7 protein-coding genes are annotated in these 18870 nt (G+C 69.2%); 1 reads left to right on the top strand and 6 read right to left on the bottom strand.

Annotated features, from left to right (window positions below; all coding sequences use genetic code 11):
* Positions 1 to 37: 37 nt before the first annotated feature.
* From AC3WP6_RS03090 to AC3WP6_RS03065, 6 genes are all read right to left on the bottom strand, one after another.
* Positions 38 to 1594, bottom strand: a complete 1557-nt coding sequence (locus AC3WP6_RS03090; RefSeq protein ID WP_492626331.1) for an oligosaccharide flippase family protein — start codon at positions 1592 to 1594, stop codon at positions 38 to 40.
* On the bottom strand, positions 1591 to 3027 hold the full coding sequence (locus tag AC3WP6_RS03085) for an O-antigen ligase family protein (RefSeq protein ID WP_492626330.1): 1437 nt from the start codon (positions 3025 to 3027) through the stop codon (positions 1591 to 1593). Before AC3WP6_RS03085 ends, AC3WP6_RS03090 begins: the two co-directional genes overlap by 4 nt.
* Positions 3028 to 3041: 14 nt before the next feature.
* Complete coding sequence (locus AC3WP6_RS03080; protein WP_492626329.1) at positions 3042 to 3989, bottom strand: polysaccharide deacetylase family protein; 948 nt, start codon at positions 3987 to 3989, stop codon at positions 3042 to 3044.
* Between the two features lie 215 nt (positions 3990 to 4204).
* Positions 4205 to 9091: an amino acid adenylation domain-containing protein gene (locus AC3WP6_RS03075; RefSeq protein WP_492626328.1), complete on the bottom strand. Its 4887-nt coding sequence runs from the start codon at positions 9089 to 9091 to the stop codon at positions 4205 to 4207.
* A complete protein-coding gene (locus AC3WP6_RS03070) occupies positions 9088 to 15654 on the bottom strand; it encodes an amino acid adenylation domain-containing protein (RefSeq protein ID WP_492626327.1) in 6567 nt (2188 codons plus the stop codon). The genes AC3WP6_RS03075 and AC3WP6_RS03070 overlap by 4 nt, the downstream gene beginning before the upstream one ends.
* On the bottom strand, positions 15651 to 16580 hold the full coding sequence (locus AC3WP6_RS03065; RefSeq protein ID WP_492626326.1) for a cupin-like domain-containing protein: 930 nt from the start codon (positions 16578 to 16580) through the stop codon (positions 15651 to 15653). Before AC3WP6_RS03065 ends, AC3WP6_RS03070 begins: the two co-directional genes overlap by 4 nt.
* On the opposite strand from AC3WP6_RS03065, the gene asnB reads away from it, so the two are divergent.
* Entirely contained in the window at positions 16579 to 18855 is a 2277-nt protein-coding gene (gene asnB, locus AC3WP6_RS03060) for an asparagine synthase (glutamine-hydrolyzing) (protein ID WP_492626325.1), read from the top strand. The two genes, AC3WP6_RS03065 and asnB, sit on opposite strands and share 2 nt — an antisense overlap.
* Positions 18856 to 18870 lie beyond the last annotated feature (15 nt).

Genomic DNA, 18870 nt, shown 5'->3' with positions numbered 1-18870 from the left:
CCATTCGCCGCCGGCTTCGCACCGGCGCGGCCGGCGCTCATGCCTGTTCGCGCCTTGCAGCGCGGCCGCCCGCCCACGCCAGCAGCAGCCCGACCGCCCGCGGCCGACCGCCCGCGAACCGCCGGTGCAACTGCCTGAGCTGATCGAGGTCGTCCTCGGTCCAGCACCCAAAGACCAGGGTGAACAGCAGATAGCTCGCGGTCACGCAGATGCCGCCGATCAGCAACGCCGCGATCGGCGGCAACGCGAGACCATGCACCGGCACGGCGACCAGAGCCGCACCGCCGCCGGCGATGACGATGCGCAGCAGCCGCGACCAGTCCAGTTGCGTGGCGCTGACGCGAATGCCGACGACGAAGTAGGTCGCGCTGCCGATCAAGCCGCCCAGCACCACCGCCGCGATCGCACCTTCGAGTCCAAAGCGGGAGATCAGGATCACGTCCAGCGCCACCTTCAGCGCCCCGAAAACGATCGTCAGCACCAGGATCACGTGCTGCCGATCCGCACTGACCAGCAGGCTGGTCGCCCCTTGCGTCACGCAGCCGATGCCACAGGCAAACGCGACCCACGCGAACACCACGGCGGCAGGTGCATAGGAGGTGCCGTACAGGAGCCGGATCACTGGGCCGGCAAACACCGCGCAAAACACGATCACCGGCACCGCAAGCAGCGCGAGGTAACTGGTTACCACCACGAAACGCCGACCGGCGACCTGCCCGCCCTGGCTGAGCGCCTTGGCCATCATCGGCAACAACAATTCGGCAAACACGCCGGGCACCAGCAGCGTGACGCCCGTGGCCAATTGATACGCCACCTTGAAATAGCCCGCGGCCTGCGTGCTGTCGTACATGGTGAGGAACAGCACTTCCACGCCACTGGCGATGAAGAAACCGATCACCACCGTGGCCGAAACCAGACGCAGATGGCGGCTCATGCGCTGGCGCAAATCGGCGGGCAATGCCGCGTCCCGGGGCAACCGCTGCGTCAGCCGCCGCACTTCGTATTGCGAGATCGCGAGAAACACGACGCTGGAGAGCGCGTACACCACGATGAACCAGTAGATCGAGCCCTGCAGCAGCATGGCAACCACGATCATCACCAGGTTTGCCGGCGCCGCGACCATGGCGACGCGCGCGGTCGCATCGAAGGCCTCGAACCCCTTGGCGGTCGACACGTTGAACATGTACGTCGTGCGCATCGCCATCGCGACCAGCAACATCAGGAACTCGTCCAGCCGCATCGCCACCGGCAGCCGCTGGCGCAGGAAGGCATACGCGCCGACCGCCAGGATGGCCGCCACGACCAGGTGCATGCGCTGCGCAAACTGCAGGCGGCGGATGACCGGCACGATCTGCTCGGCGTGCCCGGCGCCACGCGCCTCGGCCACGAACTTGATGACGCCGGTGGTGATGCCCGAGTTGCTGATCACCACGCCGATGGCGACAAACCACATGAACAACCCGTACACGCCGTACGCGGCCGGGCCGAGATGACGGGCAACGAGAATCGCCGCGACCATGCCGAGGAAATACTCGGTGTAGATGCCCACCGAAGAGAACATCGTGTTGCGCAGCGCGCCGTCGCGGGTCTTCATGGGTTGTGCAGCAGCAAGGTGACGATGACAAACAGGAGCACCACGGCACCCAGGGCATAGAACACCCAACGCCACCAGCCCTCGCCGAGTGAAAACTCGGGCAGGGCCGGGAATTGCCGGCGCAAGCCGAGGTAATGGCCCACGGCCACCGCCATGATCAGGTACAGCATGATCGTGTAGCTGCGACTGAGGAAAAACGCCGCGGCAAACATACCGCTCAGCGACAGCAGCAACGTCAACCCGATCCGGCGTTGCGCCTGCCAGTCTTCCCCAGCCGTGGACGCGTCCGCCGCTGCCACCGTGGCCGCCGCCACCACGGGTCGCACCAGTGGCAGCCGGGTCGGCACCGCGGTGCGCATTGCGGTTGCGGTTGCCGCAACCGCCGCAGGCCAGCGCCCGGCGACCGGTGCCAGCGCATTGGTATGGGATACCTTCGCCGCGTCGCCCAGGTTGGCCGCCGTCAGCGGCGGCGTCACCATGCGCAGTACCGCGATCATCATCAGAAAGCTGTAGCCGACAAACGCAAGCCAGGTAATGAATCCGAACAGGCCGGTCTCGGCCAGCACCAGCACAAAGGAATTGTGCGCGGTCAGGTTGTTGTAGTCGGTGAAGTTGCCCGCCCCCACGCCGAACAGGGGCTTGGACATGAACATGTGCAGCCCCTCGTACCAGGCATCGACGCGTCCGGCCGCCGAGCTCTCGTCGGCATCGAGATCCTGCATGCGCGCAGACAACAACCGCATGGCGACCAGGCCGACCAGCGCCAGCGAGCCGGCGGTGACCAGCCCGCGGCGGTACCAGAGGTAACCGCCGCCAACCACCAGCACGGCCAGCAACGCGCCGCGCGAATTGGTCAGGTAGATGCCATACAGCAACAGCAGCACCGACGAACCCCAGAGCAGCCGGCGCAGCACGCCACCGGCGCTGAGGTAGGCGGCCATCGGCAGCACCGAGACGAACAGCATGCCCAGGTCGTTCGGATCCTTGAAGATGCCGACATAGCGGATGCGGCCGTCCTCGACCATTCCGACTCCGGTCCAGCCCACGCCATTGAGTTTCTGGTCGATGCCGTGCACCGCCAGCACCGTGGCGCACCCTACCAGCAGGGCAAATACCGTGCGCAGCCGCTGCGGCTTCGCGGCCAGCGCCGTCGCCAGCACAAAGAACAGCGCCACCGACGGGCCAAAGATGCCGATCTGCTCGATCGCGCCACCCATCCAGCCATTGACGACCTGCGAAACCATCATCGCGACCAGAAACAGCGGCAGCAGCCAGAAGTGCGGCGCCGCGAACGTCTTGACCGACGACAGCAGCCAGCTCGCCATCGCCAGCACGATCACGCTGGACAACAGCGGCACCCCGACCAGGCCGGGCAGGTAGTCCTGCGGCCGGACGATGGTCAGCGCGATATACAAGAGCGTCAGGGCAAACACGGAATGGCTACCTGTCAGTGGGCACGGCTGGTGGAGGGGTAACTGATGATTTCAGGCAACGTGAGCATGGCCGCAAACCAGCCGGTATCCATCTCGCGCTCCACCGCCAGCCGGTGCAGCGCGTAAGGGTCGGCGGTTTCGTCATTGGTGCCTCTGATGTAACTGCAGCCGGCGCGATACCCCATGTCCTTGGCGGCGGTGGTCACGCGGCCGTCGAACGCGTCGTTGCCGCCCACCGGGTAGGCAATGAGCGAGGCCGGCGCTCCCAGCTCGCGCTCCAGGGTTGCCTTGGAATCGCGCAACTCGCGTTCCATCTCGTCGGCCGACAGCTTGGCCAGCATGCGGTGGTGCACGCCGTGCGAGCCGATCTCGAAACCGGCGGCATGCATCTCGCGCAGCTGGTTCCAGTTCATCGGCTGGCAGTCGGCATGCCGCCGCGTGCGCGGCATGTCCCATTCGGTCTCCAGGCGCTGGATCACCGCCGTCTGGATCTGCCCCTCCATCGCCTTGAGGTGATCCAGCGCGTGGCCCGCCACCTGCCTGCGCTGTACACGATCGGCCGGCAACGGCTCAACGATGCCGATCTCCGGCAACGAGAGCACCATCGCCGGCGTGTACAGGATCATGTGCACCAGCCAGTCGTAGGCATACGGCAAGCCACTATCGATGTGCCCGGTCGAGACGAAGAACGTGGCCGGCACCTGCAGCTCGCGCAGGATCGGAAATGCATTGTGATAGTTGTCGTCATACCCGTCGTCAAAGGTCACCACCACGGCGTCGGCAGGCAACGCGACATCCGCCTCCAGCGCCGACACCACATCGCCCAACCGCATCGGCCGGAAACGCCGGCTCAGCCATTGCATCTGGCGGCGGAACCCATCCACCGACGCGCTCACCAATTCCAGGTCGAAACCGAATCGCGCGGCATCCTCCAGCGTCAGCACCCGGTGGTAGGCAAGCACGCGTACATCCCGCCGCCACCACCGGCGCGCGCGCTGCAAGCCGCGCAGCAGGCCGGTTCGGTAGCACCACCTTCCCAACCGCCCGCGCATCCCGGGCATCAACCCTCTTTGTTCAATTCGTTCCACGGCTCCCCCCCCAGGCGCAATGGCTGCAACCAGCCTCCAGTCCTCCCCATGCGGCAGTGCCGTCGGCGGGCCCATCTTTGTCTGCCCCCTCACCGTCGACCAAACCAGCGCCGAACCCGGCCACCCAGGCCGCCCGTCGTTTGCTTGCCCGCCTCCGGCATGCCCGCGGCAAGCGTCGCCAGCGTGCCGGTGGCGACGTCGATCAGCTTGAGCGTGACACCCAGCTCGCGCTGCACGCGCGTCACCATTTCCACCGCCAACAGCGAATGGCCGCCGAGATCGAAGAAGTTGTCCTCGGGGCGGATGTCGTCGGCGCCGATCAACTCGCGCCAGATCGCGGCCAGCTGCTGCTGGCGCGCGTCCACCGAAACGTCGTTGCCTTTGAGCATGACGGGTGTCGATGTCACCACCGCGACGGCCGGCGATGGCGCCGGTTCGCCAGCGCCGACCGGCTGCAACGGATGGGCCACCAGCCCGGCCAGCAGGGTTTCGTACTGGGCGCGGAACCGGGCCACCGTGGCGGCGTCGAACAGGTCGGCGTTGAAGCTCATGCCGCCCAATAACCCGGCATCCTGTTCGATGAACCACAGGCCGATGTCCTCGGCGCTGCCGCGCTGGAACACCGGCAGGTGCTCGTGCGCCAGCCCGCCCCATTGGGTCACCCGGCCGCGCACGTCCTGAAACGAGAACATGGCCTGCGCCAGCGGCGGGCGGCTGTCGTCGCGCGGCAGGTGCAGCGCGCGCACCAGTTCCTCGAACGGCACGCCCGGCGCGGAAAACCCGTCGAGCACGGCGCGGCGCACACTGCCAACGCAATCGGCGAACGATGCCGTGTCCGCCACCGCCAGGCGCAGCGGCAGCGCATTGACGAAGAACCCCATGACCGACTCCAGCTCCGCCTCGTCGCGGTTGCGCACCGGTACGCCGACGATCATCTCGTGCTGGCCGCTGAGCCGATGCAGCAGCACGGTGAAGGCCGCCAGCAGCACCACGAACGGCGTCGTGTTCTGCTGCGTCGCCAGCGCGTGCACGGCCGCCAGTTGATCGCCGGGAATGCGCACCCACTCGGTGGCCCCGGCGCCGCTCATGCGTGCGGGGCGCGGATGATCGGCGGGCAATTCGAGCGGGGCCGGCGGATTGCGCAGGCGTTCCAGCCATGGCGCCAGCTGGCGGGCCAGCTCTTCGCCCTGCATCTGCGCGCGCTGCCACAGTGCGAAATCGCCGTACTCGATCGCCAATGGCGGCAGCGGGTTCTCCTGGCCAGCGGCATACGCGGCGTACAGCGCGCCCATTTCGCGATAGAGCAGATCGAACGACCAGCCATCCCAGATCACGTGATGGGCCATGAAGAAGAACACGTGGTGCTCGGCACCCAGCTTGAACAAGCGCACGCGGAACAGCGGCGCCACGGTGAGATCGAACGGCTCGGCGATCAGCGCCGCCAACCGTTGCTGCAGGTAGGCGTCGCGCCCGGTCCCCGGCAGCGCGGTCAAATCCTCCAGCGGCAGCGCCACCTCCAGCTCGGTGTGGATGCACTGCGTCGGGCCGTCGTCGGTCAACTGGATGGCCGTGCGCAGCACCGCCTGACGTCGCACCACGGTTTGCAGCGCGCGCGCGAAGGCGGCGTGATCGAACAGCCCGCACAGCCGATGCGCCGACGGGGTGTGCCAGGCGGCACTGCCGGGGTGCAGTTGTTCCAGGTACCAGACGCGCTGCTGCATCAACGACAGCGGCGCATGTGCGCGGTCGGCGCGGCGTGCAATCGGCGCCGCTGCGCATGTGCCGCGTGCGCGTGCGGCGCGGATCAGGTCGGCCAGCCGCGCCACCGTGGGCGCGTCGAACAAGTCACGCAGCGTGAGGTCGACATCCAGCGCGCGGTCGAGCCGCATGGCCAGTTGCGCGGCCAGCAGCGAATGCCCGCCGAGGGCGAAGAAATCCTCGTCGCTGCCCACCGCCGGGCAACCGAGCACGTCGGCCATCGCGGTCGCCACCTGGCGCTCCAGCTCGTCGCGCGGCGCGGTCGGCGCCACTGCGGACATGGTGCCGACCGGCGGCGGCAGGCGTTTGCGGTCCAGCTTGCCGTTGGGCGTGAGCGGCATGGTGGCCAGCGTGACGACGTGCTGCGGCAGCATGTAGTCGGGCAGACTGCCGCGCAGATGCTCGCGCGCGGCGCGTGCATCCACCGGCGCATCCGCCACCACATAGGCCACCAGCCGCTGGTCGCCGGGACGATCCTCGCGCACGATCACCACCGCCTCGCGCACCCCGGGGCAGCTCGCAAGACGCGACTCGATCTCGCCCGGCTCGATGCGGAAACCGCGCAGCTTGATCTGGAAATCCGCGCGACCGAGATGTTCCAGCGTGCCATTCGGCAACCAGCGACCACAGTCCCCGGTGCGGTACAGGCGCGCGCCCGGCGCGGCGGAAAACGGGTCGGCGATGAAGCGTTCGGCGGTGAGATCATCGCGGTGCAGATAGCCCAGCGCCACACCGGCGCCGCCGATCCACAACTCGCCGGGCACGCCAACCGGGCAACGCTCGCGGCGTTCATCCAGCACCCACACCGTGGTGTTGGCGATCGGCGTGCCGATGTTGATCGGCGCACCGGGTTCGATCTTGGCGCAGGTCGACCACACCGTGGTTTCGGTCGGGCCGTACAGGTTCCACAGCTCGCCGCAACGCGCCAGCAAGGCGGTCGCCAACTCCGGTGCCAGCGCTTCACCACCGCACAATGCACGCAGTTTGCCGTCGCCCTGCCAGCCCGTCTGCAGCAGCATGCGCCAGGTCGCCGGGGTGGCCTGCATGACGCTGATGCGGTGCTGTGCCAGCAGTGTCTGCAAGGCCGCGCCATCCGCCGCCTGGTCGTGCGTGGCGAGCACCACCTCGCCACCGACGCCCAGCGCGCCGAACAGTTCGAGCACCGCAATGTCGAACGAAAGCGTGGTGACCGCGAGCACGCGATCTTCGGCATGCAAACCGGGGCGCTCGGCCATGCTGGCGAGAAAGTTCGCGGCGGCGCGATGCGGGATGGCCACGCCCTTGGGCTTGCCGGTCGATCCCGAGGTGTAGATCACGTAGGCGATGGCTGCCGGGTCGATTGCCACCCGCGGCCGCGTGGTGGGCAACCGTGCCCAGTCCGCCGGCAGCGCATCCAACGCCACCACGGGGCAGCCCACCGATGCAAAGCGCGCCAGCTGCGAGCCTTGGGCAAGCAGCAACGCAAGTCGCGCATCGCCCGCCATGTAGCTCAGGCGATCGGTCGGGAAACCGGGATCGAGTGGCACGTAGCCAGCGCCGGTCTTGAGCACGCCAAGCACGGCAACCAGCATGTCCGCCCCGCGTTCCAGCGCCACGCCGACGAGATCGCCGGGCTGGACGCCGCGCGCCACAAGGCCATGAGCCAACTGGTTGGCGCGCTCGTCGAGCGCGCGATAGGTGAGGCCGAGCACGCCGACCGTCAGCGCGACGCGATCCGGCGTTTGCGCTGCCTGCCGCTCGAACGCGGCGTGCATGGCGGCTGCATCGGCGCCCCATGCGCGAGGCACGGGCTGCCAGCCCTGCAATTCGCGCACGGCCTGCGCATCCAGCAACGGCAGTACACCCAAGGCGCACTCGGAGTGTTCGATGCCCGCGCGCAACAAGGTTTCGAAGGCGCGCATCCAGCGCCGCACCGTCGTGGCGTCGAACAAGTCGGTGGCGTACTGGCACTCCAGGCGCAGCGCGCCGGCCTCCTGCACCGCGTTGACGGAAAGCTCGAACTGCTCGAACCTGCGCGGCACACTGGCAAACGCAAGCTCAAGGCCACTGAACGCAGCGCTCTCCTGATCCAGCGCCTGGTCGATGTTGAACATGACGCTGACCAGCGCCGGCCGAGTGTTGTCGCGCGGCAGGTCGAGCTGGCGCACGAGGCTGCCGAAGGTGCAGCGCTGGTGATCCAGCGCATCCAGCAATGTGCCGCCGGCCTGCTTCAGCAGCTGCCTGAACGGCAGTGCCGCACCCGCCCCGCAGCGCAACGGCAACAGGTGCACGCCGTGCCCGACGAGATCGCCCATGCCCGCGCTGGCTTGCGCCGCGGCCGGAATGCCCAGCACCACTTCGGTACTGCCGGCGAGCCGTCCGAGCAGGCCGGCAAAGCTGCCCAGCAGCGCAGCGAACAGGCTCACCCCGTGATGCGCGGCAAGGTGGCGCAAATCGCCGACGAGCGCTGCGGGCAAGAGGTAATCCTCGCGTGCCGAGGCAAAGCTGCGCCGCGTCGGGTGCGGCCGGTCACCGGGCAAATCCAGCACACCCGGCGGCGCGGCGTACTGCGCCACCCACCATGCCTCGTCGGCGGCATCCGCGCCGCGCGCGGCCGGCTCGCCGAGCGCCAGCGCGTAGTCGGCAAACGCCGGCGCTGACGCCAGCGTGGCGGTTGTCGCACCGGCGCGCTGGGTATACAAGGCACCCAGCTCGCGCACGATCACCCACCACGACCAGCCATCGCACACCAGATGGTGGGCGCACAGCAGCAGCACGTGTTCGTCGTCCCCCAGCTGCAGCAGCTCCGCACGCCAGAGCGGCCCATGTTCGAGGTCGAACGCGGTGGACACCATCGCCGTGCGGCGCGCGTCCAGCGCTGCGGCCCGGGCGCTCGCATCCAGCGCGGAAAGGTCTGACCGGACCACCGCAAGGTGCAGCGCTTCCGCCACGCAAAACGTCTCGCCGTCCGGGCCGAAGGTGGCGCGCAGGGAGTCGTGGCGATCCACCAGATCCTGCAGCGCACCCAGCAGTGCATCGCGCCTGAGCGCGCCACGCAGGGTGAGCGCCACCGCTTCGTTGTACGCCAGCGACGCGGCGTCGCCCTGCTTGGCCGCCAGCCAGATCTCGCGTTGCGCCTCAGTGCTGGGTACCACGCGGGCCAGCGCCGGCGCCGCGAACGGGTCGTAGTCGACCGCGGGTGTGCCGCTGCCGCGGGCGGGTTCGACCGGCGTGTTCATGGTTCCACCTTGAGATATTTACCGGGCTGGGCGGGGTTGGGCACAAACCAGCACGGCGTGCCATCGGGCTCGCGTCCAAGCCGTGCGCCGGGCACCAGCGGGTGCGCGGCATCCATCGCGGTATGGGCAACAGCCGCCTTGCACGGCAGGAATTCGGCCTCCTGCAGCTCGACCACCGACGCCTTGAACGCCTGCGTGATGAGCCGGAAATCCGCCTCGCTGTGCGCGCTGGTGAAGAAACACGGAAAGTGGTCGAGGATGTGCACGCCGCGGCTGCGCATCATCGCGAACAGGAGGTCCTGCAGCGGATGCTCTTCGAGAAACTGCGTGCGCCACAGCGAGGCGAATTGCTTGATCGCGATCGGCGCGCCCACTTCCACGCAGAAGCCATTGAGCTCGTCGGCGAATGCCGCGGTGCGCGCGTTGAGCCGCTCCTGCAGCGCCGGGCCTTCGCGTTTCAGTTGTTCCAGCACCGCCTTGGCGGCTGCCAGCGCCAGCGGATGGCGCACGAAGGTGCCGGCGAAATAGGTGACGCCCACGGTGGGAATCGAAGCATCCCCGTACTGCCACTGGCCGCCATCCAGCGCATCCATGTACTGCCGCTTGCCGGCGATCACGCCGATCGGATAACCGCCGCCGATCACCTTGCCGTAGGTGGCGAGATCGGCGTCGATGCCGAACAGGCCCTGGGTGCCGCGCGGGTGCGCGCGAAAGCCGGTGACGATCTCGTCGAAGATGCACAGCGCGCCCTGCTCGGCGGTGAGCCTGCGCACCTCGCGCAAGAACGCCACCGGCTGGAAATCCGGGCGCCGGCTCTGCACCGGCTCGATCAGCACGGCGGCCAGCTCGCCCGCATGCGCGGCAATCCAGGCGAGCGACTCCGGCGTGCCGTAGTCCAGCACGATCACGTGCTCGGCGGTGTTGCGCAAAATGCCCGGCGCCGCCGGCACCGCATGCAGCTTCCTGGTGCCGCGCACGATCACTTCGTCGACGATGCCGTGATACGAACCGCTGAACAGCACGATGGTTTCGCGCCCGGTCACCGTGCGCGCGATGCGGATCGCGCCCAGCACCGCCTCCGAGCCGGTATTGCACAGCGCCGCGCGCTCGTGCCCGGTGACTTCGCACACGAGGTCGGCCACCTCACCGGCCAGCGGGTGCTGCGGGCCGATTTCGTAACCGAGGTCGAGCTGCCTGCGGATCGCCTCCAGCACGAAATCCGGCTGCCAGCCGAACAGGCTCATGCCAAAACCGTTCAACGCGTCGACGTAGTCGTTGCCGTCGAGGTCCCACAGGTGCGCGCCTTTCGAACGCTCCACCACCACCTGGTAGATGATCTCCTTGAGCAGCGGGCGGAAGCCGTTGACCACGCGCGGGTCGGCCATGCGCGCGCGATGCGCCTGGGTGTACGTCTTGGATTGCTGCGTGCGCGCCACATAGCGCGCGATGAAGCGGTCCAGCAGGCCGCGCTGGCGCGGCGTGAGCGGATCGCGGTCGGTATGGATGCGCGCAATCGCGCCAAAGGCCTGCTTGACGTCGTAGTGCACGTGCGCCGCACCAGGGTCGCCGGCAACGACCGGAGGCGCTACGACTGGCGCCGGGTTTGCGCTCGCTGCCGGAGCCGGCGCGGCGGGCACGGCCATCGGCGCCGCGCCGCCCAGCAACGCAAGCTGCTGCGCCATGAGCTGCATCTGCTGGGCGATCACCTGCTGCACGTAGCCACTTGGCGCGCCGGCCGCGATCGCCAGCGGCGCGGCAGCAGCGGCTACCGCCGGGACGACCGGCGTGGCAACAGCCGGCGGCGCGGCATCCGGCGGCAGCTTCGCATCCAGCAACGCGGCGAGGCTGGCGAAGCTCGCGGCGTCGCCCATCAGCTCGCGAAAACTCACCGGCGCGCCGAACGTTTTCGATACCTGCAATGCGAGCTGGGTGAGCATCAGGCTGTCCAGCCCCAACTCGATGAAGTTCGCGTTCGCGTCGGCGTCGGCGAGATCCAGCCCGGCCACATCCTCAAACGCGGACTTGAGCCTGGTGATCAGGGAAGCGGTGCGATCGGCGGCAGCAGCAACGGGCATGACGGTGTCTCCGGAAAACGGGGTGGCCGCGACCGCCGGTGGCGACGTCGATGCCGGCACGGCATCGACCCAATGGCGTTCGCGCGCAAACGGATAGGTGGGCAGGCACAACCGCCGGCGTACGCGCCGACGATCCAGTGCGGCGAGGTCGACGGCGCAGCCGCGGCACCACAGCACAGCCACGGCCCTGCGCACGGCTGCGGTTTCGTCGACCACGGTCGCATCCAACGACGCCACTGCGCTGCCGCCGTGCTGGCGCAGCAACGGCTGCTGGCGCACCACGGCGGTCAATACCGTGCGCGGGCCGACTTCCAGCACGACGCGGCCGGGGGTGGCGAGCACCGTCTGCGCCGCCGCGGAGAAACGCACCGGCGCGCGCAACTGGTTGGCCCAGTAATCGGCCGACTGCACCGTGGCGGGGTCCAGCAATTGCCCGGTCACGGTGGACACGATCGGCAGGCTCGGTACGTGGCGCGCCACCGCTTCGGCCGCGGCGTGGAACGGCGCCACCGCCGGTTCCATCAGGGCGGAATGGAACGCATGCGAGGTGTGCAGCGGGCGGCAGGCGATGCCGCGCGCCGCAAGGCTGGCGGCCAGTGCCGCGACGGCCTCGCTCGCGCCGGCGACGACACCGGCACCCGGCGCGTTTTCCACCGCCAGCGTGAGGTCGGCCGGCAACTGCGCGCGCAGTTCGTCGGCCGGCATGCGTACCGACAGCATCGCGCCGGGCGGTTGCGCCTGCATCAGGGCCGCACGCTGGATGACGAGCCGCATCGCGTCTTCCGGCGTGAACACGCCGGCCAGCGCGGCCGCGGCGAATTCGCCGACGCTGTGGCCGACCAGCGCCACCGGTTCGGCACCGAGGCTGCGCCACCATTGTGCCAGCGCGTATTCCATCGCAAAAATCGCCGGCTGCATCACCGCGGTGGGCAGCAGCGCATCAGGGTCGTCGCTCCACAGGCGTTCACGCAGGTCGAAACCCGCACTGCCCTGCGCCGCCGCCATGCAGGCATCGAACGCGTCGCGGAATACCGGCTCGGCGGCATGCAGCGCGCGCCCCATGCCAGGGTAGGTCGAACCCTGGCCGGGGAACGCGAACACGACCCCGCTCGCCGGAGCATCGCCCTGCTCGGGCACCGCCAGCGCGCGCAGCCGGGCCACCGCATCGGGCCCGTCCTGCGCCACCACGGCGACGCGCCGGGCAAATGCCTTGCGGCCAATGGCAAGCGTCCACGCCACGTCGGCCAGGTTCGCCTCGGGGTGGGTCTGCAAATGCTCGGCGAGATTGGCGGCGGCCGCGCGCAAAGCCAGCGACGTGCGCGCCGACAGGCACAGCAGTTGCGGCCCGGCGGCCGGCTCGCTGGCCGCACGCAGCGGCGCCTCTTCCAGCACCACGTGCGCATTGGTGCCACCCACGCCGAACGCGCTGACGCCGGCGCGGCGCGGGACGTCGCGCCGCGGCCACGGCGTCGCGCGGTCATTGACGCAAAACGGCGAGGCAGCGAGATCGAATGCCGGGTTGGGCGTGTGGTAATGCAGGCTGGGCGGCAGCGTTTCGCGTTCGAGCGCCAGTGCGGTCTTGATCACGCTGGCAACGCCCGCGGCAATCACCATGTGGCCGACGTTGCTCTTGAGCGAGCCGATGCGGCAGTAGCCGGTGTCCGGCGTCTGCGCCTGGAACGCACGGGTCAGGCCTTCCAGCTCGATCGGGTCGCCAATCGGGGTGGCGGTACCGTGGCATTCGACGTAGTCGATGCTGCGCGCCGGCACGTCGGCGCGCGCCAGCGCCTTGGCGATGACCGCCGCCTGCCCGGCGCTGCTCGGCGCCATGAAACTCGCCTTGCCACCGCCGTCGTTGTTGACCGCGCCACCGCGGATTACGGCGATCACCGGGTCGCCATCGGCCAGCGCTTCCGACCAGCGCCGCAGCAGCACCACGCCGGCGCCGTCGCTGAACACCGTGCCGGCGGCCTGCGCATCGAAGCTGCGCGTGTGGCCATCCGGCGAAAGCATGCTGCCGGCCTGGGCCAGGTAACCGCTGCGCGGCGGACAGGTGATGGCGGCGCCGCCGGCCAGCGCCAGGTCGCAGCGGCCGCTGCGCAAGGCCTCGACCGCCTCGCAGATCGCCACCAGCGAGGTGGAGCACGCGGTATTCAGGCTGATCGCCGGACCGGTCAGGTCGAGCCGGTGGGCAATACGGGTGGCGACGTAGTCCTTCTCGTTCGCCAGCATGGTCTGGAACGCGCCGAAGCTCTCCACCAGTTCCGGGTGTGCGGCCAGCTGGTGTTGGAAATATGTGGCGTTGTGCATGCCGGCAAACACGCCGACCTCGGCATCATCCGCACCCGGCACGTGGCCGGCGCGCTCCATGCACGCCCAGCACAATTCCAGCAGCACGCGCTGCTGCGGGTCGGTGAGCTCGGCCTCGCGCGGCGTCACGCCAAAAAACGCGGCGTCGAACTTGTCCACGTCGGCCAGCACGCCGCGCGCCGGCACGTAGGCCGGGTCGTTGCGCGTGGCCACGGGGATCGACGGATCGAGCTCGTCCGTCGCAAACCGCGTAATCGACTCGCGCCCGGCGCACAGGTTGTCCCAGAACGCCTCGACATCCGCCGCACCGGGAAAGCGCCCGGCCACGGCGATGATGGCGATCGGCTCCTCGGCGGATGCGTGGCGCTCCGCACGCGGCGCCGCCGGCGCGACAGCGGTCAGTGCACGCGCCAGGCCGGCTGGCGTCGGGTCGTCGAAAAACGCCGCGGGCGAGGGCGCGTCGCCATACGCGGCGCGGATCGCGGTGATCGCCTCAAGCGCCAGCAACGAGCTGCCGCCCAGCTCGAAAAAATGATCGTGCCGACCCACCGCGTCGAGCTCGAGCGTATCCGCAAACACGGCGCACAGCTTGGCTTCCAGCGCGTTGCGCGGCGCCGCGAACGGCTGCGCCAGCGCGGGCCGCTGGCGGTCCGGGGCCGGCAACGCATGGCGATCGAGCTTGCCGTTGGCAGTGACCGGCAGGCGTTCGAGGCACACGATGCGCGCCGGCAGCATGAAATCGGGCAGCCGTTGCGCCAGCGCAGCGCGTACCGCTGGCGGCGACAGCGTCGACGCACCCACCACATAGGCCACGAGCTGTTTGCGTCCCGGGCGATCCTCGCGCACCAGCACCGCGCCGTCGCGCACGTCGGCCACGACGCGCAGCGCCGCTTCCACCTCGCCCGGCTCGATGCGGTGGCCGTTGATCTTCACCTGCGCGTCGAGGCGCCCGACAAACTCCAGCGCCCCATCCGGCAACCGGCGCACGCGATCGCCGGTGCGATAGCACCGCTCGTGGTGCTGCGGATCGAGGACGAAACGCTCCGCAGTCAGCGCCGGCTGATGGCGGTAGCCGCGCGCCACGCCACCCCCGCCGATCAGGAGCTCGCCCACCGTGCCATCCGGCACTGCGGCACCCGCGGCATCGACGATGTGCAGCGTGGTGTCCGCGATCGGCCGGCCGATAGGAATGCTCGCGCCCTCGGCCGGCAGGTCGCGTGGGATGGCATAGGTGGCGGCGAACGTGGTGCATTCGGTCGGGCCGTAGCCGTTGATGATCGTCGTGCCCGGCAATGCCGCCAGCGCGCGCCGCACGTGCGCCACCGACAGTGCTTCCCCGCCGATCAGGAGCTGCCGCAACGGCGTCAGTTGCCGCACGTCCTCATCCACCACCGCGTTGAACAACGCGGCGGTCAGCCACGCGGTATCCACGCGTTGGCTTGCAAGGGTCGCGCCCAGCCCGTGCGCGGTCGGCACGCGCTCGGCGTGGATGACGCAGGTGCCGCCGTTGAGCAACGCGGCCCAGATCTCGAAGGTGGAGGCATCGAACCCCAGCGGCGCGGCGTGCAGCACCCGCGGCTGGCCGCCGAGCTGCACGTAATCCACACCGCGCACCAGCCGCAAGATGCCGCGATGGGTGATTTCCACACCCTTGGGCGTGCCAGTGGAGCCGGAGGTGAACATGACGTAGGCCAGCGCGTCGGCATTCGCCACCGGCGACGCAAGCCCGTTGTCCTCGCTGTCCAGCGCGGCCAATGCCGTGCATACCACGCCGTCGGCACCGGGTACGCCGATGGTGAACGCCACCCCGGCATCGGCCAGCAGCTGGCGCAGGCGGGCGGGCGGGTCGCGTGGATCGAGCGGCAGGTACGCGGCGCCCGCCATGAGCACGCCAAGCAGCGCCACCAGCGCTTCCGGCGAGCGCTCCAGCAGCACGCCAACGAGGTCGCCGGCGGCCACGCCGTGGCGCCTGAGACCGGCCGCAACGCGCTGCGCGCGGCGGGCGAGTTCGCCGTAAGTCAGCGCACCGCCAAGCCAGGCCACGGCCTGCGCGTCGGGGTTGACCGCCGCCACCCGGGCAAACGCGGCGTGCACGGTTGGCGCTTCGGCGTCCATGCCCGGCACTCCGGGCGCCGCCGGCAGCTCGTGCTCGGAAGCGGGCGCCATGGGATGGGTCATGACGGCACGCGCGGTGCTGGTGCATACGCCACGCGGTCCGACCGCGGCGGCAGCCCGCCGCCCAGGCGGGCCTGCCAGTGGCGCAGCACTCCCGCGGCACGAAAGCCGGCCAGCAACGCGGCATCCAGCACCGCGTTGCGTCCCACCGGCGGCGGCTCGACGCCCCATCCGCGTACCCGCTCGTGCGCCCGGTGCAGCAATGCATCACGCCGCGTGGCATCGGTGTAATAGGTAAAGCTGATCGTCACCGATGGCTCGTCGCCGTTTTCGACCAGGTGCGGACTGGTGGACGGCATGTAGGCGCCCATGCCCGGTTCGAGATGGAACACGTGGGCGCGCTCGCGCAGGGATTCCCGCCACTGCAGGCGGTCGCGGCTGTGGGTGGCGTGGAACAGGTCGCGCGAGGCTTCGCTGGCCGCTTCGGTGTCCTGCTTGTCCCACACGTACAGGGTCTTGCGGCCCTGCACCTGCAAGATGAAGTTGTGTTCCTTGTCGTAGTGGAACGGCGTGACGGTGTGCGGCGAGGTGAGAAAGATCCAGCCGGCGCGGTAGCCCATGCCGGGGTCGCGCTGCGCGATCCGCGGCGCGACGCCGTCGAGCACCGCATCCACCAAGGTGCGATACAGCCGATCGCCTTGCACATTGAGCAGTGACATCCACGCCTCGGCATGGGCGAGGTCGCCGAGCGTCGCCGCTGCGCCGGCACGGTTAGGATGCAGGCCGGGCGCGTCATTGAACGGGGTGCCCGCCGTCACCTGGTTGCTGTGCGTGCGCACGCTGTGCCGCTGCTCGAGTCGCTTGCCCAGCGCAATCAGCGCATCGCGTTGCAGCAACGGGTGCGCCATCAGGCGGTGGCGCACCGGCTGAACCTGCCACGGCGCAAAGGCACTCCAGTCAACTTCGATACCGCTCCAATCCTGTGCCATGCCAGCCCCCTGTAGCCTGTCGCGGCTGCCTGAAGCAGCCCCAAACATCTCCATCCGCGGTCATCAGGACCTTGTGCAGGCGGTTGCCCACGGCACCGCGATGGAAGGCGGAGTATTGCGCATTTCTGTGATGCACGTCACACTTTTGTTGCGCCCCATACGCGCCTGGCCGCGGTGGGCGCACTGGCGACCATCGCAGACCGGCGTGAGACAGGGAGGCGGACGTGGCGTGGAACGTACCCAGGGCAAGCACTGGCGGGCGAGGTCGCAGGCCACGCATACGGCGTGCCGCCGCGCACGTGCGCCCCACCCTGCTTGCTGGCGCCTGAGCACGATGTGCGGCGTCGCCGGTTTCTTTGGCATCGCGGATCAGGCAGATGCGGATCGCGCGCGGCTGACCCGCATGATCCACACGCTGCACCACCGGGGCCCGGACGGCTACGGTTTTCATCAGGCGCCGGGCATCGGGCTGGCGCATGCGCGGCTCGCGGTGATCGACTTCAAGACCGGCGCGCAGCCCATGGCCAACGAGGACGGCAGCGTGTGGACGGTATTCAACGGCGAGGTGTTCAATTACCGCGCGCTGCGCACCCAACTCGTCGCGCACGGCCACCGGTTTGCCACCCGATCCGACACCGAAGTGATCGTGCACCTGTACGAGGAGTACGGCGACGATTTCGTCCGGCACCTCAATGGCCAATTCGCGCTGGCCCTGTGGGACTCGCGCCGGCGGCGCCTGGTGCTGGCGCGCGACCGCTGTGGCGTACGGCCGCTGTTTTTCGCCCGCGCCGGCGGACGCCTGTGGTTCGCCTCCGAGATCAAGGCGCTGCTGGTCGGGGCGCCGATCACCGCGCGGCTCGACCCGTTCAGCCTGGCGCAGACATTTGCTTACTGGGGTCCGGTCGCACCGGGCAGCGTATTTGCCGGTATCGAAAGCCTGCCGCCGGGCCACCTGCTCGCGATCGAAGCCGACGGCCGCGAAACCCTCACCCGCTACTGGGACTGGACGTTCCCCGAGCGCGACGCGCCGACCACGCGCTGGACGAGCATCGAGCAAGCCGCCGGCGAGCTGCGCGAACTGCTGACCGATGCGGTGCGCCTGCGCCTGCAGGCCGACGTGCCGCTGGGCGCCTACCTCAGCGGCGGGCTGGATTCCTCGGCGGTGACCGCGCTGATGCGCACGGCCGGCAGCACGCAACTGCGCACCTACTCCGTGGCCTTCGACGAGGCGGAGTTCGATGAAAGCGCCGAACAGCAGACGATGGTGCGTTATTTGGGCTGCGACCACGCCACGCTGCGCTGCACCCGGGCACAGATCGGCGAGGCCTTCCCGGCGTTCATCCGGCATGCCGAGATGCCGGTGCTGCGCACCGCCGGGGTGCCGTTGATGCTGCTGGCGCAACAGGTGCGTGCGGATGGCCGCAAGGTAGTACTGACCGGCGAGGGCGCCGACGAGGTGTTTGCCGGCTACGACTTGTTCAAGGAGGCCAAGGTGCGCCGGTTCTGGGCGCGCCAGCCGGGCTCCCACTTTCGCTCCGCCCTGCTCGGCCGTCTCTACGGCTATCTCGACCACTCGCCGACCCGGCACGCGGCGCTGGCCACGGCGTTCTTCGGTCGCGGCATGGAGCACCTCGATCGCCCGATCTTCGCGCATGCGCCGCGCTGGTCCAGTTGGCAACATGCGCTGCGTTTTTTCGCACCCGACCTGCGCGCAAGCCTGGCCGACTGGAACCCGCCGGACTGGTACGAGGCGCGCCTGCCGGCCGCCATCGCGCGCTGGGCACCGCTGGCGCGCGACCAGTACGTGGAGGCCAAATCGCTGCTGGCGGATTATCTGCTGCCGGCGCAAGGGGATCGCCCGGCGATGGCGCACTCGGTGGAAGGCCGCTTCCCGTTTCTCGACCACCGCGTGATCGAGTTTGCCAACGCACTCCCCGCACGCTGGAAAATCCGCGGCCTGACCGAGAAGCACGTGCTGCGCAAGGCGCTGGACGGCCTGTTGCCGCCGGCGATCCAGGCGCGCACCAAGCAGCCGTATCGCGCGCCGGACCAGGCGAGCTTTTTCGCCAACGGCAAACCGCTCGACTACGTGGCCGAACTGCTGAGTCCGGAACGGCTTGCCGCCAGCGGCTATTTCGATCCGGTCGCGGTTGGATACCTGGTGGAGAAATGCCGACGCGGCCACGCCATCGGCTTTGCCGACAACCAGGCCTTCGTCGGCATCCTGTCGACGATGCTGCTGGACGAGACTTTCGTGCGGCGGCGTGCCGCATGACGTTCAAGGGAACCA

It is taken from the genome of Rhodanobacter sp. FW106-HT46G03, assembly GCF_058789895.1.
The sequence above is the reverse complement of the archived record's forward strand: the minus strand, read 5'-3'. Positions and strand labels throughout refer to the sequence as shown.